Below are 22,343 nucleotides of genomic sequence, written 5' to 3'. Positions count from 1 at the left end.
TATGTCTTATTTTATGGAGGGAGTATGCTTAAAAATAATTTTAAAATTAGTAATATTCCTGCGGTTTTATGGGGAGAGAAGAGTGAAAAAGTTTTTATTGCAGTACATGGAAATATGTCAAATAAGGAAGATATAGTTATTCAAATATTAGCTGAAGAAGCCAATCAAAAAGGCTATCAAGTATTAAGCTTTGATTTACCTGAGCATGGAGAAAGAAAAAATGATAACACTCCTTGCAAAGTACAGTTTTGTGTTAGTGAATTATCTATAATTATGAACTACGCAAAAGTACATTGGAAAGAAATAAATGTGTTTGCATGTAGTATGGGAGCGTATTTTAGTCTTTTAGCTTATCAAAATGATGTGCTAGAAAAGGCATTATTTTTATCACCAGTAGTTAATATGGAACGAATTATCGAAAATATGATGAAATGGTTTAATGTAACACCGGAGCTTTTACAAAAAGAAATGACTATAGAGACACCTATTGGTCAAAAGTTATATTGGGATTATTTATGCTATGTAAAAGAGCATCCTATTAGTACATGGAATACAGATACATATATTATGTACGGAGCTAAGGATGAGCTGTGCGAATTTGAAACTATTAACTATTTTACAAAAAAACATCGTTGTGAATTAGAAGTTATGGAGACGGGTGAACATTACTTTCATACTGAAGAACAGTTGAAAATATTTGAACAGTGGTTACACAAGCATATCAATTAACAAATTATAATTTAACTTATACCTGCTAGAGAAGAATGGTGAATTTATAAACTGATATTATATTTGAGAGACATTATAAATGTATATGTATTCATTTAAGTAAACAGGTGCTTTAGTTCAATAAGAATTACACAACTTTAAAGAGCCTTACCACACACTAGATTGTAGCAAGGCTCTTATATTTTCATAATAAAATTAATTAACTGTATTATCGATTTACATATGAAGTGAAGTATATGCATACTATGAACTAAATAAAGTAACAACCATAAAAATGCTCAGAATAAATGATTCTCGAGCATTTTTATGTATTTTCGTACTTAGGGGGAATGGACTTGAAAGATATACATATTCAACAAATAGAAAATTTAATGGAATATGAATTCAGTCATCTCGTTCAAGACAGTGAAGAAGAAGGGTTTAATTTCCTTATAAGACTAATAAATGAATATAAAAACAAAGTAAATGTATTCAATAAAACTGGAGAATGTTTATATGGTATTTTTCAAGGTGATATGTTAATTGGAGTTGGAGGTTTAAATGAGGATCCGTACACAAAAGACAATAAGATTGGGCGGTTAAGGAGATTTTATATTTCAAGGGATTATCGGCGTTTAGGGTTAGGGAACTTATTATTAAACCAACTATTATGTCATGCGGAAAAGTATTTTGAAGTGATTGTTTTACATACTGACACGAAGCAAGGGGATGTGTTTTATACTGCGAATGGATTTGTAAAAGGGGGATTATATAAGGGATCGAGTCACTACAAACTATTATAGAAATTGCTATCCAAAGAATAGCTACGAACAGGTTTTTTGTTGGTAAATCGATATATCTTAAAAATCGCTGATATATGAAGTTGCGATCCTTATATTAAAAACCAACTTTTATAATTTCATTTACTAAATTGTTATTATAAAAAAGAGCACCTTAGCTTTTAAAATTTAGCTTATAAGGTGACTCCTTTTCAGTCAATTACGTTTTAACGTTCATTTGTTTCAATAATAATCTTGGTTTACCTTTTACATAATAAAAATGCGGATTATTTTCATCATCATAAAGCATAATATAAGGCTTTTCATTTAGTGGGAGCAGTATAAGTACTTCGTCTATTGTAGTGTGTAACCATTGATTAGTAATAGAAACTGGCTTAGATAAAGGGATTTTTATCATATAGCCATCTTTTGGAACGACATTTAAGTTTTTAAATGGACCAGTTATTGCTTTAGCGTATTGAACTGCTTCTTTTTGGATTACTGGATCTAAAGATTGTTTTTGAATGACCATTTCTTTTTGACAATCAAATACTTCAATTTGTTGATTTGTATTTGCAAACACATTTGTTGATAATAGAAATAAAAGAAGAGAAATGACCCCGATTTTTTTTATCATAATACAACACCTCAACATTACTATCCCCTCAAAAGCTTTAAATATTTTTCTGTCACATTCATGTAACAAAGATGTTGTATGATACAATTGGTTTTTGTTTAAAAGCAATGGAGGAAAAAATATGAAAGTATTAATTGCAGATAACGAACAAGATATGTTAAGGATTTTAAAAGCTTATTTTGAAAAAGAAGGATTCGAAGTTTTTTTAGCAAAAGACGGAGAGGAAGCACTTCAAATATTTTATGATGAAAAAATTGATTTAGCTATTTTGGATTGGATGATGCCAAAACATAGTGGTATTACTGTCTGTCAGGAAATAAAAAAGAATTCAAGCGTGAAAGTATTAATGCTTACGGCGAAAAGTGAAAGCGAAGATGAATTAGCAGCGCTTCAAAGTGGGGCAGATGAGTACGTGAAAAAACCATTTCATCCAGGAGTACTAATTACGCGAGCGAAAAAACTTATTCAGCATGATGATATTATTCAAGTACAAGATGTAAAGATAAATTTCGCCAAAAATAAAGTATATAAAAATGATATAGAGTTAGAAATTACAAAAACAGAGCTCGAATTAATAAAATGCTTTTTAAATCATAAAGGAACGATTTTAACTCGTAAAAAATTGTTAGACATTGTATGGGGATTTGACTATTTTGGAGAAGAGAGAACGGTTGATACACATGTAAGAAGGCTGCGTAAAAAAATTGGAGAAAATATTATTAAGACGCATCGTGGGCTGGGTTATAGTTTGGAGGAACAAAGTGAATAAACTTGGGAAAAAGCTATTTCTCAGCATTTCTTTAACCGTTATTCTTATATTTACAATTTCTTTATTATTAATTAACTTTCTCCTGCCGAAATATAATATTTATAAAACACGTGAAAACTTAAATGAATTTACAACTCAAATACAAAATGCGCCAGTCAATGATTTAGAAGATGTTATTCATACAATTGAAAGTGAAAATAACGTTACAATTGCGTATACGCCAATTAATCAGTCAGAAGATGCTATGAACGACGCGTTACGCATGCAACTTACGAAAAAGAAAGTAACGTTAAATAAGCTCTGGATTACGAAAGACGAAGTTATGAAAGTGAAGACGGAAGGGCAATCGAATAAACTGTATGATCAAGGAAAGGTAAAAGCGAGTTTTTTTGCTAAATATATTGCGAAAGATGATACGATAATTTTAATTGGGACTTCCATTGCGAATTCAAATGAAATTATAAATACGTTAAATACATTTTACTTATATATCCTATGTTTCTCGCTCCTTCTTATTATTTTACTTGTGTGGATACTTTCAAAAATAATAACGACACCACTGAAAGAGTTAAGTGATGTGGCTCAGGATATTTCACATTTGCAGTTTAAAAGAACGAAAGTGAAAACGAATGATGAAATAGGAGAGTTGGCCAATAGTATTAATATCATGAGTGAAAAACTACATGAAGCACATCAAGACTTAACTGATCGTAATGAACATTTAAAACGATTTATGGGTGATGTAACGCATGAATTAAAGACACCGATCGCATTAGTAAAAGCATACTCTATGGGGATTAAAGATGGATTAGATGATGGGACTTATGTAGATACAATTATTAAACAAACAGATCAAATATCAAACTTAATTGAAGAACTATTACGATTTTCTAAACTAGAAAGAGATATTTTACAAAAAGAAGAATTCCCCATTGAACCACTGGTTCAGAGTATATTAGATAAGCATCAGATTGAACTGGATTCGAAAGAAATTAACTTGCAAGTAAATTGTAATACGGGCAATACAATCGTTTATGCAGATTTAAATAAAATGAGAATGGTGTTTCAAAATTTAATTTCTAATGCGATAAAATATACAGCAAATCAAAACATAATAATTACATTAGAAGATAGAAATAAAAGTATATATTTCCAAATAAAAAACGGCATTCCTACGGATAAAATTAAGGATATCGAGAAAATTTGGGAGCCTTTTTATGTACTAGAATCTTCTCGTAGTAAAGAAAAATCAGGTACAGGATTAGGACTAGCGATAGTGAAAAGTATTTTAGAAAGGCATGGTTTTGAATATGGAGTTTCCTCTATAGATGGAGAAATTCAATTTTATATAAATGTGAAAAAGGACTAATGAAAATATTAGTCCTTTTTGCAGCTTTAGAGATTAGCGATATAGGATGAATCACCATAATTTTCGAAATTGATGTATTAAATGGAGAATTAGCAAATGTTCTACTTTCATTAAATTCACGTGAAGTTCACAGGAAAACGTTATATTTACATAGTTATATTTGAATTTAATGAAGTGAGGTATTCAGATTTGAAAAGAAAGAAATTAGTAATTGGTAGCATTTTAATGGGTATGACGTTATCTTTATCTGCATGTGGTTCATCAGATAATATTGTAACGACAAAATCAGGAAGCATTTCAGAAAGTGATTTTAACAAAAAATTAAAAGAAAACTACGGTAAACAGAATTTATCTGAAATGGTAGTAGAAAAAGTATTACATGATAAATATAAAGTTACGGATGAAGAGGTAACGAAACAACTAAAAGAATTAAAAGACAAGATGGGCGATAATTTTAATACATATATGGAATCCAATGGTGTGAAAAATGAAGATCAGTTGAAAGAGAAATTAAAGCTTACTTTTGCTTTTGAAAAAGCTATTAAAGCAACCGTAACGGAAAAAGATATTAAAGATCATTATAAGCCAAAGCTTCAAGTTAGCCATATTTTAGTAAAAGATGAAAAGACAGCAAAAGAAATTAAAGAAAAATTAAATAGTGGCGAAGATTTCGCGGCATTGGCTAAACAATATTCAGAGGATCCAGGTTCTAAAGAAAAAGGTGGGGAACTATCTGAATTTGGACCTGGTATGATGGTGAAAGAATTTGAGGATGCTGCGTATAAGTTAGAAGTTGGTCAATTGAGTGAACCTGTTAAATCTTCTTTCGGATATCATATTATTAAGCTAACGGATAAAAAAGAGCTTAAACCGTATGAGGAAGAGAAAGAGAATATTCGTAAAGAATTAGAACAGCAACGTATACAAGATCCTCAATTCCATCAACAAGTTACTAGAGAACTGCTTAAAAATGCAGATATAAAGGTATCTGATAAAGACTTGAAAGATACCTTTAAAGAGTTAGAAAAATAATAAATGGAATGTAAGGCAAGCGATAGAAATATCGGTTGTCTTTTTCTCTATTTGCCGGGCAGTAAGACCCTCAACTCAAAATTCAGCGGAAGCAACGAAGTTAGGTGGGGCCCTGCTGCTCGTAAACGCCCGATTGATAAGGGCTGATTAAATTTTCACTTTAAAGAAGGTGGGAGTGGGAAAATAATTTCACACCTCCATTAAATTTTACTTAATAAGAAATCTTTGAGTTTCTCAACTTTTATATAAAAATAAAACTGAATTTTCAGTTATTTTGTTATATAGTAAAAGAGAACGAATAAGGGGAGGGAATATTTTGAGTAAAAAGAAAATGGCAATTACACTGTCAGCAATGCTATCTGCAACAATTATACCTAGCTTTACTATGGATGTGCATGCAGAGAAGAAGGAAGAGACTAAAAATACGAAAATTGAATTAGAAAATGGGATGACAAAACCGATTTATTCTCTCGATGAAGCTATTATCGAAAATTTATATGTAGAGACAGAAGTTGATAGTGATCAAGACGGTAAGAAAGACAGAGTATCGATAAAAGTTATGCGTCCAAAGACAGATCCGAATGTGAAAGTTCCTGTTATTTATGAAATGAGTCCATATCGATCTGGATTAAAAGATGTTCCTGTATATAATGTAGATGAAGAATTGTATGCGTATGAAGGAAAACCGTATGGAGCGATTAATCTTGGTTCGTATGGGAACTATTACGTGCCAAGAGGTTATGCAGTTATTTTAGGCGAAAGTATCGGTACTGGAAAATCAGATGGATGCTCTACAACTGGAGATGAACAAGAGATACTCGGGACAAAATCTGTTATTGATTGGGTAAACGGTCGCGCGAAAGCATTTACAGAACAGGGTGAGGAAGTTCAGGCAAATTGGTCTACAGGCAATGTAGGTATGACTGGAGTTTCTTATAATGGTACATTACCAAATGCTGTTGCGACTACTGGAGTTGAAGGTTTAAAAACAATTATTCCAATCGCAGCAATTAGTAGTTGGTATGATTATTATCGTGCAAATGGTGCAGTCATTGCTCCAGGCGGATATCAAGGAGAAGATACAGATAATATGGCAGAAGCAGTACTGACAAGGGAAAACCCTGAAGTTTGCGGACAAGTTATAAAAGAGTTAACGGCTGGACAAGACCGAAAAACAGGTAATTATAATGATTTTTGGGATAAACGTAACTATGTAAAAGATGCTAAAAATGTAAAAGCGAGTGTATTTGTTGTTCATGGTTTAAACGATTGGAATGTTAAAACGAAACAGTTCGCGCAATGGTGGGAAGCACTTGGAGAAAATAATGTTCCGCGTAAAATGTGGCTACACCAAGGTGGTCATGGTGGGACATCAAGTAATAACTGGCAGCAAACACAAAATAAATGGTTAGATTATTGGTTGTACGGAATTGAAAATGGAATTATGGATGAACCAATGGTTGATGTGCAAAGAGAAAATAAAACGTGGCAAAAGATAAAAAATTGGCCAGATCCAGCAGCTGTACCTTCAAAAATCCGTATGTATTTAAGCAATAAATCAGTCAATTTGCCACTAAGTATGGGATCGGCTAATAAAGTTTTCTCATTCTTAGATGATGCACAAATAAAATCAAACCAATTAGTAGCAAACCCAGAATTAGAAGTAGCAAATCGATTAGTATATACAATGCCTGTACTGCAAAAAGATACGCGTATAAGTGGTACACCAAAGATTTCAATTACAGGAAATATTGATCGATCTGTATCAAATTTAACAGCGTTACTTGTTGACTATGGAGGAGCGAAGCCGGAAATCGTAACGAGAGGCTGGATGGACCCACAAAACGTAAAGAGTATAGAAAATTCAACAGCGATTCAACCGGGCAAAGATTATACATTCACATGGGACATGCAGCCAGATGATTATGTATTTAAAGCGGGGCATCAAATCGGAGTTGTTTTAATTGCAAGTGATTATGATTATACAATTAGACCGAAAGCTGGTACAAAACTTACTGTGAAATTAAGTGAAGTGACATTGCCGATTGTGAAATAAATATTTTTTCTAAAGAGCTTACTAAAGTAAGCTCTTTAATTTGTAGTCTGAATTTTTAATTTTTATATTTCAAATTGGAAGGTTATGTAATACAATATCATTATATTCTATGGAAAGTGAGTGATATATTATGACAGTCAGCTCTTTCGAAATCTCATTAAAATTAGAGGTACAGGAAGATTAGTTGAATTGAAATCTTCCGTACGTAAAAACGGAGGAGAAAATAAATGTTTAGCTTTTATAGTACACTTTGTACGGAACTGTATGATTACACAAAACCAGTCGGTTATTCTTTAAATGGTGATATTGAGTATTACAAAGAACGTTTAAAAGATTGTAGAGGAAGAATCCTCGAAGCTGCAGTAGGTTCAGGGCGTGTCATCATTCCGCTTCTAGAGGCTGGTTTTAAAGTGGATGGGATAGATTATTCACCTGAAATGCTAGATTCTTGCCGTAAGCGCTGTAAAGAGAGAGGCTTACATCCTAATTTGTATGAAGGAAGCTTGCAACAATTTTCACTTCCGCATAAATATGACGCAATTATCATTCCTACTGGATCTTTTTGTTTAATTGAAAATCGTGTGGATTCTATAAATGCATTAGAATGTTTTTATGAACATCTTAATCCAGGTGGACGATTAATCGTAGATATTATGCTCCCGCATAAATGGAAGACTGGGGAAATTCATACATCGACTTTCTCTTTGCCAAGCGGAGACGGAATCACATTAGAAAATAAATCAATTGAAATAGATTGGCTGAACCAAGTTACTGTATCATATTTGAAATATGAAAAGTGGAGTAAAGGACAGTTAGTACAAACAGAATTGCAACGCTTTGCGCTGCGCTGGTATGGAATAGAAGAGTTTATACTTCTTTTAGAAAGTATAGGTTTCTCAAACATTACTTGCTCTGCTGAATATGTTTATGAAAAAGAACCGTCAAATGCAAATCAAATGATTACTTTTGAAGCTGTGCGAAAAGAATAGAACTAAAACTATGAATAAAAAATAAGGCAATCGATTAAAAATCGGCTGCCTTATTTTTAATTTTATGTAGTGGTTTATAGAGAAAGATTGGAGGGAAATAAATGAAACTTATATTAATATTTGGCCCACAAGCAGTTGGAAAAATGACAGTGGGGCAAGAATTAGCAACATTAACCGGTTTAAAATTTTTTCATAACCACATGACAATTGATTTAGTAAGTCTAATTTTTGATTACAGTACGAAAGAAGCAAAAAGACTAGTAAGTTTATTTCGTAATAAAATATTTGAAGAAGTATCTAAAAGTGATTTATCTGGAATGATTTTTACGTATATATGGGCATTTGACCTCCAAGCGGATTAGGATTATATACATCATGTAGAAAGTATTTTTGAATCAAAAGGTGGGACAGTGTATTTTGTAGAGCCGGAAGCGGAATTAGATGAAAGATTAGAACGAAATAAAAGCCCGAATAGATTAGAACATAAACCGAAAAAAAGAGATATTGAGTGGTCTAAAAATAATTTGAAAGAAACGATGAAAATGCATAGATTAAACTCTCTTCATGGTGAAATTGAAAAAGAAGAGTATATAAAAATTAATAACACGTATTTGAGTGCAAAAGAAGTAGCGGAAATGATTAAAGAGAAGTTTCAATTGTAAAATTCCCGAAGTCTATTTCGTTTCTATTGTCCAAGCATTCTCCTACTAATTACATATACTATTTATGTTAAAATCGGTCACTATTTTAGATGGTGCTATTTTAATATATATAACTATGCAGGGAAGAGGGGAGAATAAATTTGGAAAACGTAGAACAAGATAGAATTGAAAATCAAGTGTATTCAAATCGTGTAGTAAGATCAGAATTTGATGCGAATTGGGAAACTTGTATATCAAAGAGTGGTTATGTAATTTATATAGCAACAAGTAATAATGCTGAAGTAATAGTGCTTCTTGCAGATGGTTCAAGTAAATTATTAATTTTTGAAAAAGGCGGTAAAGTAGTTGTAGGTGGCGGTGGAACAAGTCATTACAGTAAGCCGCATATTGCAAGAAATATTTAAGATAGAGCATGTTAATTAAGAAGAAACTAGAAAACGGTTGTCATTCATGTTTAGGGCATGATAGACGAACCGTTTTTTATTTGTTTATAAATTTAGAAGAACTTCATTGATTACCAATACATCGAGATGAGCAGCGAAATTAGAAGAAAACTTGGCGGGTAATGGTACAAAATATTATGTACATTTGCAAGAATCTTACAGCGATATAAAAAAGCATTTCCTATTTGGGGAAACACTACTTCTATGTTATAGTATAATAGTGTTTTTAGATGGTACTATTTTAATATATCTATAATTTTGTTATGTATTATTTTCATATTAAATTAGCACCTAAAGTATTTTTTTATATAAGGAGTAGTAATTAGAGAAATGAAAAATATAGACTTTATACTAGAAAGTGACGAGGCATTAAAACCGTCTGAACGATTAGTACTATTATTATTAGAGAAGCATAGAATGTTATATACGAACGATCTATTGGCATTATCAAATTTATCATATAAAACATTAACAGATGCATTAACGGCGCTAGTTTTAAAATCGTATGTGTTAAAGGAAACAGGTAAGGGAAGAAGACAGAATTGCTATAGATTAGTATGATAAGGCAGCTGTTTTAGAAACTTTTACATATGTTTTTTCAATTGTAAGGTGAAATTGTATTTTTGTTTTCGAACGAAAAATTTACTATAAGAGGGGCTAAGATAGTAGCGTTTCATTTTTGTAAATATAATTATTCTATCATTGAAAATACAAAAATAAAATAAACCGCATAAAACAGAAATAAAAAAACAATCCATTTTTAAAATGGATTGTTTTTTTATTGGAATAATATTATTTGATATGTTGAAAGCATAAATAGCAGAATAAACATTACCTGTTTTAGTTCATGCAACTGAACAAATATGATGAAAACTATGTGTATAGTTTTTTGCTTGCTTTTTCAGTCATTCTAATGAAATCATGGTCTTCATTGTTTAAAGGCAGTATTTTTAACATTATTGCTATTCAGCATTAAGCACAAAAAGTGATATATAATATTATTATGTAAACTTAAGGTTTTAAAAGGAAAATATAATAATGAATAGAACATGTAGAAGGAGATGCTTAAATATTTTGAAGGATGGGAGATTATTATGGAGCATTTACAATCAATAGCACAAGCTGTTATAAGTGGTAATAAGGAAAAAGTAGTGAAGTTTATAAAGGCGAGTCCAAGTATTGTTAACGAATGTAGTGAAGATGGATGGACACCACTTCATTTAGCAGCTTATTTTGGACAGAAAGAAATAGCGAGTTTTCTTTTAGAAAGTGGTGCAGATATACATAGTAGAGCGAAAAACGAAAATGAAAATACGCCTTTGCAAGCAGCAATTGCGAACAAGCAAAGTGAACTTGTTGCTTTCTTAATTGAAAAAGGATTAGATGTAAATATTATGCAAAGTGGTGGCTGGACAGGACTTCACGAAGCGGCATTATTAGGAAATGAAGAAATAATTATGTTACTCCTTAAAAATGGAGCTAATAAGATGATAAAGAAAAATGATGGGAAAACAGCGTATGATATTGCATTAGAAAAAGGATATGATCATCTATTACATCATTTGAAACAGGAAGTGAACTTATGATGAATAAATGGAGTGTTGGTATATTTTTATTTAATGAAGTAGAAGTGTTAGACTTTGCAGGGCCATTTGAAGTTTTTTCTGTAACTGAGGTGAATGAAGAAAAACCATTTACTGTTTATACAGTTAGCGAGAATGGGGAAATGATTACAGCAAGGAACGGATTGAAGGTACAGCCAGATTATAGTATTGAAAATTTACCACCAGTGGATATTTTAATAATTCCGGGTGGGCTAGGTGCTAGAGAATATGAAATAAAAAATGAAATAGTAATAAAATGGATTCGCCAACAAATGAAAGAAGTAAAGCTGATGACTTCAGTTTGTACAGGAGCGCTATTACTGGCGAAAGCAGGTTTACTGGAAGGTTTAAAAGCAACAACACATTGGGCTAGTATTGAAAAGTTTAAAAATGAGTTTCAAAATGTTGAAGTTATAGAAAATGTAAAGTTTGTAGATGAAGGACATATTATAACATCTGCCGGAATTTCAGCTGGAATTAATATGGCATTTCATATTGTGAAAAACTTGTTAGGTGTGCATGTTGCGGAGGACACAGCGAAGCGAATGGAGTATGATATTAGTTTCCCAAATTAAAAAGCCCGAATTGGGCTTTTTATATTGAATGAATATAGTTAAGCTCTTCATCACTCAACATAGGGCGAACAGATGCATTTGCATTTTCTTGTGCTTGTATTCCTGTTTTGGCACCAGGAATTACAACACTTACTGCCGGATGAGAGAGTACATAGCGAAGTGCAAGTTGCCCTAAGGTCTGATTTTTATTTGAGAGCAACCGAAGTTTCTTTACAGTTTGTAAGTCTTCTTGAAACCAAGTTTCATTTGGCCAATCTTTGCGTAAATCTCCATCCGGAAAAATTGTTTTATTTGTGAATTTTCCAGTTAAAATGCCCATTTTTAATGGACCACGAATAACAGCTCCTAAATTTTTCTCTTGTAAAAATGGTAATATATCTTTTTCTGGTTTTCGATTTAATATATTGTAATCAAGCTGTACGATATCAATTTCGTTGTTGTTATTGAAATGATGAATGTATTGTAAATCATGAGTCGAAACACCGACTGCTCTTACTTTGCCATCACGTTTTAATATGTCAAATGCACGTAGAAATGCTTCTGTTTCCCTACGATTATGCCACCAAATATGACAAAAATAAAGATCAATATAATCTGTTTGAAGACGTTGTAAACTTGTTTCGAATACGGCGATGATTTTTTCGGGAGTATCATATACAGGAACTCCATTAGGGTCGTAGTGATGCCCGATTAAACCACCTTTCGTTGATAGGATAATATCATTGCGATGTCCTTTAATCGCGGTAGCCACCAACTTTTCGCTATGTCCTAAACCATACACATCCGCAGTATCAATAAAATTCACACCACACTCAATTGCTTTTTTTATAGCGGTTATAGATTGTTTATCGTTAACAGGTCCCCATTCATCACCACCGATTGCCCATGCGCCAAAACCTATTTCAGAAACAGTTATTCCAGTTTTACCTAATGTGCGGTAATGCATATTTCTCCTCCTTGTAAGCATGTTATAACATGGATATGTGGGATAAGAATTTTGTGTGTGAAAAAACTCTTCTACAATAGTAGAAAAAGAATTACAGAAACTACTATTTTATAGCAGCATGTATAAAAAAAAACGGTGTAAATGTAGAAATGTCGTCGAATGCTATCTTTAATTGGTTAATTTATGGGATATTTTTGTGAAGGAGTTTATTTTATAAGAATAGAATTTAGTTTAGTAAGAAAACGTGCCGATGGTAGTGAAAAATATGGGTTAGGGGGATTTGAATGAGGAAACTCAAACGAGTAAATGTTCCTAATATACCAGAACAATCATCACAACCTAGTGACAAGCGTAAGATAAATAAAAAGAAGTTAAGGCGTCTTATTTTAATGGTCCTTTTTATTGCAGCAACTACTCTGTACGTTCAATATATTTTAACGAAACAACAAGAAGTAATTGATAAAAAGAAAGATACGATTACGGATCAAAAGAAACAATTAGTATCTTTAAAGAAAGATAAAGATTCTTTAAAGACTAACATAGAAAATTTAACAGACGATGAGGAAGAAATTTTGAAGTTAGCGAGAAAAGAGTATCAATTTTCTAAGTCAAATGAAACTATATTTGTGATGCCAAAGTAATAAAAAAACAGTTAGCCATTGAACTGCACCTCCACTTGTTAGGCAGCGTCTAACAAGTGGAGGTGCAGTTTTTTATGTATGAATGTCATGGTACAAGGAACAATCACATATTGTAAAAATGAAGAGTTTAAGCTGTTTTCATAAATATGGAATATACACTAAAATAAATGTTGTTAAAATTCTGTCAATTATATTATAATACAAGGTAAGCGGATACATTTTTTAATCAACGTTGAGTTCCTCGCTCATACGACTATTAAGAAACCCGTTATCCTCGTATAAGAAAGGAAGATAGCTGTGTACGCTTCAAATACAATTTATATCGTAGGGGATGCGAAAGCACCTCAAAATAATCCCATTACTGAAAAGTTTAAAAGCTATTTCGTAGCATTTATCCTTGTTAAGGATACAGGGGAAATTGTAGATGCAGACTGCTCAGCGACAATTGCATTAACATCTCAATTTGTTAAATATTTATTTCTACATAAAAATATAAATGACCCGGCGTTAGTAATGGAAGTAAAGAACCGATATTTCGGTTCTTCTCAAAAAGCGTTACTTGTAGCGCTAAAAGATGCACAGAAAAAATATAATCAGCTTGCTGCTTTGTCTACTCAATCATAGACAAAATCCAGCCGTAAGAATCATTCTTATGGCTGGATTTTTTTATTTCACATTATCGTCCTACATTAAAAGTAAACGAAAATAAAGTAGAGAGATAGGAGAGTAAATGCCCAATGGGTTTACCTAATAATCCGTGGGTATAAATCTCCGGTGGATTAAAATTTCACTTCATTGGAGAACGAAAGGATGAACAAAATGAAAATTACAGATGTAAAAGTAAATCGTAGACGTGTAAAACTGCATACACCGTTTAAAACCGCGCTTCGTACTGTAACCGAAATTGAAAGTATAGATGTTTATATTCATACAGACGAAGGAGTGATTGGTAAGGGGGCTGCAGCCGCAACGCCAGTTATTACGGGGGATTTCACCAGCGGAATGGAAGAAGCGATTTTAGGGCCGATGCGTTCATGTTTAATTGGTCAAAATATCATTCAATTTCAGCAGTTACTACAGCGCATTCAAATGAGTTGTATTGGAAATTCAAGTGCGAAAGCAGCGGTAGATATCGCTTTATATGATGTATATTGCCAATATCAAAATGTGCCGTTATATGCATTGTTAGGCGGGAAGAAAGAAATTCATACCGATATTACAGTGAGTGTGGATGAGCCTGTATTAATGGCAAAAGAAGCGAAGAAACATATAGAAAAAGGATTTCAAATATTAAAGATTAAAGTGGGTAAAGAGGCGCATTTAGATTTGGAACGTATTGAGGCAATTCGAAATGTGGTACCAAGAAATACGACATTACGTTTAGATGCGAATCAAGGTTGGAGTCCAAAAGAAGCGGTTTCTATCATTCAAGAGATGGAAAATCGTAATTTAAATATAGAATTTATTGAACAACCAGTACACGCGAAAAATTGGGATGGGTTAAAGTACGTCAAAGATCGTGTGCAAACGCCAATTATGGCCGATGAAAGTATATTTTCAGCAAGTGACGCATTAAAGCTCGTTCAAGGAAGATATGCAGATTTCATTAATATTAAATTAATGAAATGTGGTGGCATACGTGAAGCATGGCGTATTGCTGATATCGCAGAAACAGCTGGTGTGAAGTGTATGGTGGGCAGCATGATGGAGTCTTCACTTTCCGTTAGTGCTGTTGCGCATTTAGCGGCAGCGCATCCTAATATTCATTATTTTGATCTTGATGCACCGCTTTGGTTAATGGAAGAGCCAGAAGGAATGACTTATTCTGGATCAAAGGTAAACCTTCAATCGACAGTGAATAGTAAATCTTAGGAGAAGAGACAAGTAAACTATCTTTTAAGGGGGATATATATGAAAAAAGTAGGAACTGCATTTTTAACAACTTTATTTATATTTTCATCGTTTACATCGGCAAATGCTGAAGAAAAGAAGGATAATAAAGCATTTATAGATGTATCTGCTGCAACGTTATGGACAGCACCTGATTCATTAAGACCAATCGATACACCGAGTGCAACAAATCCAGTGGATCTATGGAAATGGACGAAATCAATGACACTTGACGAGAAACTATGGTTAACAAATGCAAATAAATTAGAAACACAAGCTTTACTCGGTCAAGAAGTAACTGTTATTGATAAGAAAGGCGAATGGGTGAAGGTATTAGTGCATGGACAGCCAACACCACGAAATGAAGAAGGTTATCCGGGCTGGATGCCTGAAAAACAATTAACATATAATCAAGAATTTGCAGATAAAACAAATGAACCTTTTGTCTTAATAACCAAACCAACAGCGATTTTATATATAAATCCTTCTGAAAAACATAAATCACTTGAAGTCAGTTATAATACAAGACTGCCGCTATTAAGTGAAGACACAATTTCATACCGTGTATTGTTGCCAAATGGTCAGAAAGCATGGCTACGAAAAAATGATGGAACAGTTTACCGATCTCAAACTGATATTCCAACTCCGGCGGCCAATGATTTAATTAACACAGGGAAAATGTTTTTAGGCTTACCGTATATATGGGCTGGTACAAGTGGTTTTGGATTTGATTGCTCTGGCTTCACACATACGATCTATAAATCGCACGGCATTACAATTCCGCGAGATTCTGGACCGCAATCAAGAGCAGGGGTTGCAGTTGATAAAGAAAATCTACAAAAAGGAGATTTAATTTTCTTTGCACATGATCAAGGGAAAGGTAGTGTCCATCACGTTGCAATGTATATTGGTGATGGCAATATGATTCACTCACCAAGAGCTGAAAGGTCGGTAGAGATTATACCGCTAAATACACCAGGATATATAGAAGAATACGCTGGTGCTCGTCGTTACTTACCTTAAAAATAGAAGGGGGTTTTTAAATGAAAAAAGTTATTCGTTACTCATTAGTTAGTACTCTATTAGTTTCTTCATTTTTAGTTGGTTGCGCAAAAGAAAAAACTGCAACAAAGCCGAAAGATGAGAAGAAAGTATTACAGTTACTAGAAACAGGTGAAATTCCGTCGTTAAATTCAGGGAAAGTAACAGATGCAGTCTCGTTTAACGTTTTGAATAACGTAATGGAAGGACTATTCCGTCTATCGAAAAATGATGAAGTAATTGAAGCCGGCGCACAAAAATATGAAGTGAGTAAAGATGGAAAAACATATACATTCCAATTACGTGATGCGAAATGGTCTAACGGAGAGCCAGTAACCGCTCATGATTACGTATACGCTTGGAAGCAATTGATAAATCCAGATACTGCTTCTCAATATGCATACATTGCGTACGATGTAAAAAATGCTGAGAAGATAAATAAAAAACAACTAGGTCTAGATGAATTAGGAGTAAAAGCGAAGGATGATAAAACATTCGTCGTAGAGCTAGAACATCCTGTACCGTATTTTACGAAATTATTAATTTTACCATCCTTCTATCCAATTAACGAAAAATATGCGAAAGAGCAAGGTGATAAATATGGATTAGAAGCAAATAAAGCGGTATATAATGGACCGTTTACATTATCAGAGTGGAAGCATGAAGCTAGCTTTACAATGAAGAAAAACGATAAGTATTGGGATAAAAAAGAAGTGAAGTTAGATGAAGTAAACTATCAAATTGTAAAAGAAATTTCAACTGCGGTAAATTTATATGAAACAGATAAAGTTGATAGAGCTGTTATTTCTACAGAATTCGTAGATAAATATAAAAATAATAAAGAGCTAAAACAATATACAGATCCAGTTATGTACTTCTTCCGATTTAATGAAAATGTACCGATTCTTAAAAATAAAAATGCACGTCTTGCGCTAAGTACAGTTTTTGATAAGAAGGGACTCGCAGATTCATTTTTAAATGATGGATCGGTTGCAGCAAACTATTACGTACCAAAAGGATTTTTAAAGGGACCAGATAAAAAAGATTTTAGAAGTACGGCAGGTGAGTTTAATAAAACTGATGTAAAAAAAGCGAAAGAATATTGGGAAAAGGCAAAGCAAGAAACAGGTACAGATGAAGTGACGTTAGAACTATTAAATTATGACTTGGAAAACTTTAAAAAAGTTGGAGAGTACATTAAAGAGCAGCTTGAGAAAAACTTACCAGGATTAAAAGTGAATGTGAAATTACAACCACATACGCAAAAATTAGCACTTGAGAAGAAGAAAGAATATGAAATGTCGTTATCACGCTGGTTACCAGATTATCCAGATCCAATGACTTACTTAGAAGTATTCCTTTCTGGAAGTAGCGTCAATAATACAGAATATGCAAACCCAGAATATGATGCGTTAATTAAGAAGATTAAAACGGAATTAGGTAATGATGAAAAGGCTCGCTGGAAAGCAATGCAAGAAGCTGAAAAAATGCTACTTGATGATGCAGTAATTGCACCGGTATTCCAGCGCGGATTATCTTACTTACAAAAACCATATGTGAAAGATTTATATGTACATCAATTTGGTCCAGCTACAAGTTTAAAATGGGCAGATGTACAAAAATAAAAGAATGGAGAAACAGACTTCATGTATGTGATAGTCTGTTTTTCTTATTTAAAGTTAGAAAAATAGTTCATGGTATAATTTATTAGTCTGTAAACAGTATTTGGAGGGGAAATGATGTCTATGTTTGAAGAAGAGAAAGTAATTTATACAAAAAGATTATTTATGAGGAAACCAATTGTAGAAGATATTAATCAGTTTTATAACATATTAAAAAAAGATACTGTTGGCAAATGGTTGGCTAAATCAAGAGGAATGTCGAAGGAAGAAACAAATGATTATATTGGGCAACTTATCTTACATTGGGAACAGTATGACTTCGGGGTATGGTTGTTATTTAATAGTGAAACAGGAAAGCTTTTAGGACATTGTGGTTTAAGAAAGGTAGATGAAACAGGTGCAATAGAAATTATGTATCTCCTTGACCCAGAACATTGGAGGAATGGGTATGCATTAGAAGCAGCAGAGGCTTCCATTAAATATGCAATAGAGACTTTGAATGTAACAAGAATAATTGCTAGAGTTAAAGTAGCAAATGAGAGCTCGAAAAAACTTTTACGAAAGCTCGGGTTTATATATACTCATGAAGTTAATCATAGCGGGCGTTTATTATCATATTTTGAACTTCATACATCATCCGAAGAATTCTAGACATTTCATATGTTTTTTTATTGTTAAAAAATAAAATTATTACTAAAATTCCAGTGTGAAATTTATGTAGAATCTTGTATAATTAACATGTTTCTATGGAAACATTTTCTTGCGCTATTTATATAGGGCTTAATAGAACAAGGAAGGAAATACATACATGTATATAATAGATAAATAGAATGGAACATGTATAGAGACAAAGGAGAGAAAAGATGACGTGTCAAAAACAAGGGTTACAATTTAATAACGATAGAAAGAGGGACAGAAGATGAAAATGAAGCATGCTTTTGGTCCTATAATTTTAGCATGTGTGCTTTTTTTCATTATCATTCTAATCCCATCGAAAAGTTTAGTATCGCTTATTAGTGATAAGAAGGTAGAAGATGCGGCAACTTCTTTACAAAAAGAGAAATTACAAAGTGTTTTCTTACAGCAAAAAATGTTAGAGAATTCACAGTATTTACCGATGTACGGTTCATCAGAATTTTTACGAATGGATGCATATCATCCGTCTAATTATTTCAAAGTAAATCCAGCTGGTTTTACACCGTTTTTAATTGGAACTGGCGGTACACAAAGTTTAGCTCATATTTTAAATATGACATCTACTATGGATGAATTAGAAGGTAAAAAAGTAGTCTTTGTTCTTTCACCACAATGGTTTACAAAGACTGGTGTCTCACAAGGGGATTTCACTAATAATTTCTCCAAACAACAAGCATATCATTTTATTTTTAATGATAAGATAAATCCAGAAATGAAAAAGCAAATCGCGAAACGGCTATTAGATTATAAAGTTGTTCAAGAAGATGATATATTAAAAAATTCATTAGAAGGTATTGTATATAATGATACGAAACATAACATAAAAGCAGGTTTAGTTAAACCACTTGCTTATATGCATCGAAATATTTTAGATCATAGAGATATATTTAACTCTTTATTTAAAATCGAACCGATGAAGGAGAAAACAAATATCGGACTTCGTTCAATTTCTTGGGAAGACGCACGTAAACACGCAGAACAAGAAGGGAAAGCTGAGTCTACTACAAATACATTCGGAATTGAAAATCCGTATTATCATAAGAATAATCTGAAGAAAAAACTAAAAGGTTTAAAAAACTTTAGAGCAAATGAAACATATGATGAATCACCAGAATACGATGATTTACAAATTATTTTAGAGTTATTTAAAGAGAAAAATGTCAAACCACTCTTTATTTCTGTACCTGTAAATGGGCCCTGGTATGATTATACTGGCTTCCCGAAAGAACGCCGTGAAGTGTATTATAAAAAAGTTCGAGAACAGGTTGAGAAAGCAGGATATCCAGTAATTGATTTCTCTGGTCATGAATATGATAAGTATTTCTTAAAAGATACGATTCATTTGGGCTGGAAAGGTTGGATTTATTTTGATGAAGCAGTGCAGAAATTTTATTCTGAGAAATAAAGTATAGAAATCGGAATGGCTATGAGCCGTTCCGATTTTTTTAGTATAGAGGATTTTGGTGAGGACAATTTGGGAATGCATGTATATCTTGAATCTGTCTATAATCATAATGTTTCATTGCAAACTGAGCTTGATAAAGGTATTCATACACATATAATTGACCATCATGCGCTGAACATAATACACCAGAAGTTCCTTGCCCATTTATGAAGGAAATGCCGATAGGGCGTCCGATTAAGTACGGTATTTTTTGCTGCCAATGCATAGGGGAATCACTCCTTTTTGAGATAATATACGAAAGAAATGATCAAATGGTTGCTTATCCATGTAAATGTAGATGGAAAGGTATTATATAATTCCTGAAGATTAATTCATATATAAATAAAAAACCGCTATAATTCCGAATGAATTTATAGCGGTTTTTATTATATTCTTAAGCGAGATTTTTACGCTTTTTTGTCCATTTTTTTATAACGAAGTATAAAAGTATAAGTACGACGCCACCAATTGCGAATGATTTCACATACGGACCAGCAATATCATTTATATTCTCCCAATTTTCACCTAGTTTTTCACCTAAATAAATGAAAATAATAGACCAAGGGATAATCGCAAGTGCTGTTAATGTAGTGAAACGTAGTAATGGCATTTTTGTAATACCAGCAGGAATTGAAATCGCATGACGCACTACTGGAATGAAGCGTGCTGTAAAAATGACGCCAGTTCCGTAACGATTAAACCAATCTTCTGCAGCATCTATTTGTTTTTTATGTATGAAAATATATTTTCCGTAACGTTCTAATATAGGGCGTCCGCCGTATCGTCCAAGCCAATAAATAAAGATTTGAGCAATAACACCGCCAATTGTACCGAATACAACAGCGCCTATAAATGAGATACTTCCATTGAATACTAAGTATCCTGCATAAGCAAGGACAATTTCACTTGGGATAATTTCAATCATAAGTCCAAGCATAATGCCCCAATAACCTAATCCTTCAAAAAACGTTAATACTGAATGAATAAAACTACTTAACATTGTTGCACCTTCTAGTTTATGAATTTTTGAGTATAAGAACCTTTTATTTAATGACGTAAAAGGTTCACTATATGTAGATTATACCTTATTTACATAGGGGATTGCTATTTCAATTCTTTTATGTCTCTCATAATTATTATAGTAAAAGATATAAGCCGCGTTTTCATGAAGAGTTAATGAAAAGATTATTAAAAATTTCTCATATATCAATGATAATAGACTGAAAATTAAGTATAATGGTATAGGTCTTTCATTTACAAAAATAGGAGGAGAACGTATGTATATTACAGATCCGATTTATGGACCAATCTCTATTCGTGATAGAGATATCCTTCGATTGATAGATACAAAAGCATTTCAAAGGTTGGCGAATATTAAACAACAAGGACATACTTATTTTTTACATGAGAACGCAATGCATACGAGGGAAGAACATTCGATAGGTGTATATGTGCTAGTAAATAAAGTGATAGAACATCTTACTGAGATTGGTGACATACATTTATCGAAATATGAACGAAAGCTAGTATCTACTGTAGCCCTTCTACACGATGTTGGACATGGGCCATATTCACATTGTTTTCAGCAAATATCGGGTGAAGATCATGGTGAGTGGACGGTACGAATCATTCAAGAGGACGAAGAAATACGTACGATTTTAAATCAAACACATAGATTATTAGATGATGTAACGAAAGCTTTAACAGAAGATGGAGTTTTTCCAATTATAGATGAGCTCTTATTTAATTCATTAGGAATGGATCAATTAGATTTTTGGAATAGAGATTTATATTACTCATCGCTTGAATTAGAAGGTTTACAGATAGAAGAATTGATTGCTAACATGCGTTTAATTGACGATAAACTTGTTATTGAAGAATCAGGAATCCCCTTCATCGAACAATTAATGAAAATGAAAGAAGAGCTTTACAATAATGGATTTGGCCACCCGTTTGTGATAGGAAAAGACATATTGCTGCAAACAATTTTAAAAATGATAGAGGAGAAAAATCTTTCGTTCTATACTCCTGAACTTCAAAACTTCTTTCATAAAGGAGAGAAGTTAGAAGTAGAAGACTTTCTTCCGTTACAAGATGAAATGATTTTAAATGAAATAAAGTACTTTGCAAAATCAGAGGACGTACAATTAGCGACGTTAATTCACCTTTATTTTTCAGAAGCCAAAAGTTTATCTTTTGAAAAAGGACTAGAGGGTGATTTTAAAAAGGAAAATAGCACCTTAGCAGTAATAACTGAGAAAAAGGCGTACAGTTCATATGTAGGTGGTATTTACGTCTATAATGAGGGGCAGTTAGAGGACATTTTAGAGAAATCAAATTTCATTCAAGAGATAGTAAAATTGCCTAAAAAAGAATATGCCTATTCAATTTGATTTGGTTCGAAAATAAAAAATGAATGAGATGGAAACGTAAATTTAGA

Annotated in this window: 23 protein-coding genes and 1 pseudogene; 20 read left to right on the top strand and 4 right to left on the bottom strand. The window is 32.7% G+C overall.

From position 1 onward, the window contains the following. Window positions 1–24 precede the first annotated feature (24 nt). Entirely contained in the window at window positions 25–729 is a 705-nt protein-coding gene (locus tag M1D73_RS14340) for an alpha/beta hydrolase (RefSeq protein WP_000916870.1), read from the top strand. 287 nt (window positions 730–1,016) lie between these two features. Continuing rightward, the gene (locus tag M1D73_RS14335) at window positions 1,017–1,511 is read left to right on the top strand and encodes a GNAT family N-acetyltransferase (RefSeq protein ID WP_121868280.1); all 495 of its coding nucleotides are present in this window, start codon (window positions 1,017–1,019) and stop codon (window positions 1,509–1,511) included. A 196-nt stretch (window positions 1,512–1,707) separates the two neighbouring features. Here the strand turns inward: M1D73_RS14335 and M1D73_RS14330 are convergent, their stop codons facing one another. Beyond that, on the bottom strand, window positions 1,708–2,124 hold the full coding sequence (locus M1D73_RS14330; RefSeq protein ID WP_000591780.1) for a hypothetical protein: 417 nt from the start codon (window positions 2,122–2,124) through the stop codon (window positions 1,708–1,710). Window positions 2,125–2,245: 121 nt separating this feature from the next. On the opposite strand from M1D73_RS14330, the gene M1D73_RS14325 reads away from it, so the two are divergent. The 10 genes and pseudogenes from M1D73_RS14325 (at window position 2,246) to M1D73_RS14280 (ending at window position 11,623) form a co-directional block, all read left to right on the top strand. Continuing rightward, a complete protein-coding gene (locus M1D73_RS14325; RefSeq protein WP_121868279.1) occupies window positions 2,246–2,893 on the top strand; it encodes a response regulator transcription factor in 648 nt (215 codons plus the stop codon). Further along, window positions 2,886–4,262 carry a sensor histidine kinase gene (locus tag M1D73_RS14320; RefSeq protein WP_001037255.1) on the top strand — a complete coding sequence of 459 codons (1,377 nt, stop codon included), beginning with the start codon at window positions 2,886–2,888 and terminating at the stop codon, window positions 4,260–4,262. Before M1D73_RS14325 ends, M1D73_RS14320 begins: the two co-directional genes overlap by 8 nt. Before the next feature lie 189 nt (window positions 4,263–4,451). After that, window positions 4,452–5,294, top strand: a complete 843-nt coding sequence (locus tag M1D73_RS14315) for a peptidylprolyl isomerase PrsA (RefSeq protein WP_002204764.1) — start codon at window positions 4,452–4,454, stop codon at window positions 5,292–5,294. A 316-nt stretch (window positions 5,295–5,610) separates the two neighbouring features. Then, entirely contained in the window at window positions 5,611–7,350 is a 1,740-nt protein-coding gene (locus tag M1D73_RS14310; RefSeq protein ID WP_121868278.1) for a Xaa-Pro dipeptidyl-peptidase, read from the top strand. Between the two features lie 227 nt (window positions 7,351–7,577). Continuing rightward, window positions 7,578–8,339, top strand: a complete 762-nt coding sequence (locus M1D73_RS14305; RefSeq protein ID WP_000490906.1) for a class I SAM-dependent methyltransferase — start codon at window positions 7,578–7,580, stop codon at window positions 8,337–8,339. Between the two features lie 101 nt (window positions 8,340–8,440). Next, a pseudogene (locus M1D73_RS14300) lies at window positions 8,441–9,001 on the top strand (DEAD/DEAH box helicase family protein). Window positions 9,002–9,141: 140 nt separating this feature from the next. Continuing rightward, complete coding sequence (locus M1D73_RS14295; protein ID WP_000432421.1) at window positions 9,142–9,405, top strand: hypothetical protein; 264 nt, start codon at window positions 9,142–9,144, stop codon at window positions 9,403–9,405. A 369-nt stretch (window positions 9,406–9,774) separates the two neighbouring features. Beyond that, window positions 9,775–10,005, top strand: a complete 231-nt coding sequence (locus M1D73_RS14290) for a hypothetical protein (RefSeq protein ID WP_000789029.1) — start codon at window positions 9,775–9,777, stop codon at window positions 10,003–10,005. Window positions 10,006–10,538: 533 nt separating this feature from the next. Continuing rightward, complete coding sequence (locus M1D73_RS14285; protein ID WP_000400680.1) at window positions 10,539–11,030, top strand: ankyrin repeat domain-containing protein; 492 nt, start codon at window positions 10,539–10,541, stop codon at window positions 11,028–11,030. Further along, window positions 11,027–11,623, top strand: a complete 597-nt coding sequence (locus tag M1D73_RS14280) for a DJ-1/PfpI family protein (protein ID WP_000981423.1) — start codon at window positions 11,027–11,029, stop codon at window positions 11,621–11,623. Before M1D73_RS14285 ends, M1D73_RS14280 begins: the two co-directional genes overlap by 4 nt. Window positions 11,624–11,642: 19 nt before the next feature. Here the strand turns inward: M1D73_RS14280 and M1D73_RS14275 are convergent, their stop codons facing one another. After that, the gene (locus M1D73_RS14275) at window positions 11,643–12,569 is read right to left on the bottom strand and encodes an aldo/keto reductase (RefSeq protein WP_000559360.1); all 927 of its coding nucleotides are present in this window, start codon (window positions 12,567–12,569) and stop codon (window positions 11,643–11,645) included. A gap of 284 nt (window positions 12,570–12,853) precedes the next feature. Here M1D73_RS14275 and M1D73_RS14270 point away from each other — a divergent pair, with 284 nt between their 5' ends. From M1D73_RS14270 to dltD, 7 genes are all read left to right on the top strand, one after another. Further along, the gene (locus M1D73_RS14270) at window positions 12,854–13,210 is read left to right on the top strand and encodes an FtsB family cell division protein (RefSeq protein ID WP_001228738.1); all 357 of its coding nucleotides are present in this window, start codon (window positions 12,854–12,856) and stop codon (window positions 13,208–13,210) included. Window positions 13,211–13,507: 297 nt separating this feature from the next. Beyond that, window positions 13,508–13,834: a DUF3870 domain-containing protein gene (locus M1D73_RS14265; RefSeq protein ID WP_000271313.1), complete on the top strand. Its 327-nt coding sequence runs from the start codon at window positions 13,508–13,510 to the stop codon at window positions 13,832–13,834. A gap of 186 nt (window positions 13,835–14,020) precedes the next feature. Continuing rightward, on the top strand, window positions 14,021–15,082 hold the full coding sequence (locus M1D73_RS14260) for a dipeptide epimerase (RefSeq protein ID WP_001038462.1): 1,062 nt from the start codon (window positions 14,021–14,023) through the stop codon (window positions 15,080–15,082). A 39-nt stretch (window positions 15,083–15,121) separates the two neighbouring features. After that, on the top strand, window positions 15,122–16,123 hold the full coding sequence (locus tag M1D73_RS14255; protein ID WP_000755417.1) for a C40 family peptidase: 1,002 nt from the start codon (window positions 15,122–15,124) through the stop codon (window positions 16,121–16,123). Window positions 16,124–16,143: 20 nt separating this feature from the next. Next, a complete protein-coding gene (locus tag M1D73_RS14250) occupies window positions 16,144–17,766 on the top strand; it encodes a peptide ABC transporter substrate-binding protein (RefSeq protein WP_000755971.1) in 1,623 nt (540 codons plus the stop codon). A gap of 114 nt (window positions 17,767–17,880) precedes the next feature. Beyond that, complete coding sequence (locus M1D73_RS14245; RefSeq protein ID WP_000061617.1) at window positions 17,881–18,414, top strand: GNAT family N-acetyltransferase; 534 nt, start codon at window positions 17,881–17,883, stop codon at window positions 18,412–18,414. 268 nt (window positions 18,415–18,682) lie between these two features. Continuing rightward, window positions 18,683–19,864, top strand: a complete 1,182-nt coding sequence (gene dltD, locus M1D73_RS14240) for a D-alanyl-lipoteichoic acid biosynthesis protein DltD (protein ID WP_000782309.1) — start codon at window positions 18,683–18,685, stop codon at window positions 19,862–19,864. 40 nt (window positions 19,865–19,904) lie between these two features. Here dltD and M1D73_RS14235 read toward each other — a convergent pair whose 3' ends face one another. Together M1D73_RS14235 and uptA are read right to left on the bottom strand one after the other, a co-directional pair. Next, window positions 19,905–20,129: a hypothetical protein gene (locus tag M1D73_RS14235; RefSeq protein ID WP_000558689.1), complete on the bottom strand. Its 225-nt coding sequence runs from the start codon at window positions 20,127–20,129 to the stop codon at window positions 19,905–19,907. 168 nt (window positions 20,130–20,297) lie between these two features. Beyond that, window positions 20,298–20,903, bottom strand: a complete 606-nt coding sequence (gene uptA, locus M1D73_RS14230; protein WP_000952913.1) for an undecaprenyl phosphate transporter UptA — start codon at window positions 20,901–20,903, stop codon at window positions 20,298–20,300. Window positions 20,904–21,180: 277 nt separating this feature from the next. Here uptA and M1D73_RS14225 point away from each other — a divergent pair, with 277 nt between their 5' ends. Next, window positions 21,181–22,296 (top strand): HD domain-containing protein, encoded by a 1,116-nt coding sequence (locus M1D73_RS14225; protein ID WP_431140532.1) that lies wholly within the window; start codon window positions 21,181–21,183, stop codon window positions 22,294–22,296. Window positions 22,297–22,343: the final 47 nt, after the last annotated feature.

It is taken from the genome of Bacillus sp. PK3-067, assembly GCF_056738645.1.
Note: the sequence above shows the minus strand (reverse complement) of the source record. Positions and strands in the feature narration are given on the sequence as shown.

Bases quoted from the DNA above. Each gene is read 5' to 3' on its own strand.
- M1D73_RS14340 (WP_000916870.1), top strand. From the start codon at position 25: ATGCTTAAAAATAATTTTAAAATTAGTAATATTCCTGCGGTTTTATGG.
- M1D73_RS14335 (WP_121868280.1), top strand. From the start codon at position 1,017: ATGATTCTCGAGCATTTTTATGTATTTTCGTACTTAGGGGGAATGGAC.
- M1D73_RS14330 (WP_000591780.1), bottom strand. From the start codon at position 2,124: ATGATAAAAAAAATCGGGGTCATTTCTCTTCTTTTATTTCTATTATCA.
- M1D73_RS14325 (WP_121868279.1), top strand. From the start codon at position 2,246: ATGAAAGTATTAATTGCAGATAACGAACAAGATATGTTAAGGATTTTA.
- M1D73_RS14305 (WP_000490906.1), top strand. From the start codon at position 7,578: ATGTTTAGCTTTTATAGTACACTTTGTACGGAACTGTATGATTACACA.
- M1D73_RS14290 (WP_000789029.1), top strand. From the start codon at position 9,775: ATGAAAAATATAGACTTTATACTAGAAAGTGACGAGGCATTAAAACCG.
- M1D73_RS14285 (WP_000400680.1), top strand. From the start codon at position 10,539: ATGGAGCATTTACAATCAATAGCACAAGCTGTTATAAGTGGTAATAAG.
- M1D73_RS14280 (WP_000981423.1), top strand. From the start codon at position 11,027: ATGATGAATAAATGGAGTGTTGGTATATTTTTATTTAATGAAGTAGAA.
- M1D73_RS14275 (WP_000559360.1), bottom strand. From the start codon at position 12,569: ATGCATTACCGCACATTAGGTAAAACTGGAATAACTGTTTCTGAAATA.
- M1D73_RS14270 (WP_001228738.1), top strand. From the start codon at position 12,854: ATGAGGAAACTCAAACGAGTAAATGTTCCTAATATACCAGAACAATCA.
- M1D73_RS14260 (WP_001038462.1), top strand. From the start codon at position 14,021: ATGAACAAAATGAAAATTACAGATGTAAAAGTAAATCGTAGACGTGTA.
- M1D73_RS14255 (WP_000755417.1), top strand. From the start codon at position 15,122: ATGAAAAAAGTAGGAACTGCATTTTTAACAACTTTATTTATATTTTCA.
- M1D73_RS14250 (WP_000755971.1), top strand. From the start codon at position 16,144: ATGAAAAAAGTTATTCGTTACTCATTAGTTAGTACTCTATTAGTTTCT.
- M1D73_RS14245 (WP_000061617.1), top strand. From the start codon at position 17,881: ATGTCTATGTTTGAAGAAGAGAAAGTAATTTATACAAAAAGATTATTT.
- dltD (WP_000782309.1), top strand. From the start codon at position 18,683: ATGAAAATGAAGCATGCTTTTGGTCCTATAATTTTAGCATGTGTGCTT.
- M1D73_RS14235 (WP_000558689.1), bottom strand. From the start codon at position 20,129: ATGCATTGGCAGCAAAAAATACCGTACTTAATCGGACGCCCTATCGGC.
- uptA (WP_000952913.1), bottom strand. From the start codon at position 20,903: ATGTTAAGTAGTTTTATTCATTCAGTATTAACGTTTTTTGAAGGATTA.
- M1D73_RS14225 (WP_431140532.1), top strand. From the start codon at position 21,181: ATGTATATTACAGATCCGATTTATGGACCAATCTCTATTCGTGATAGA.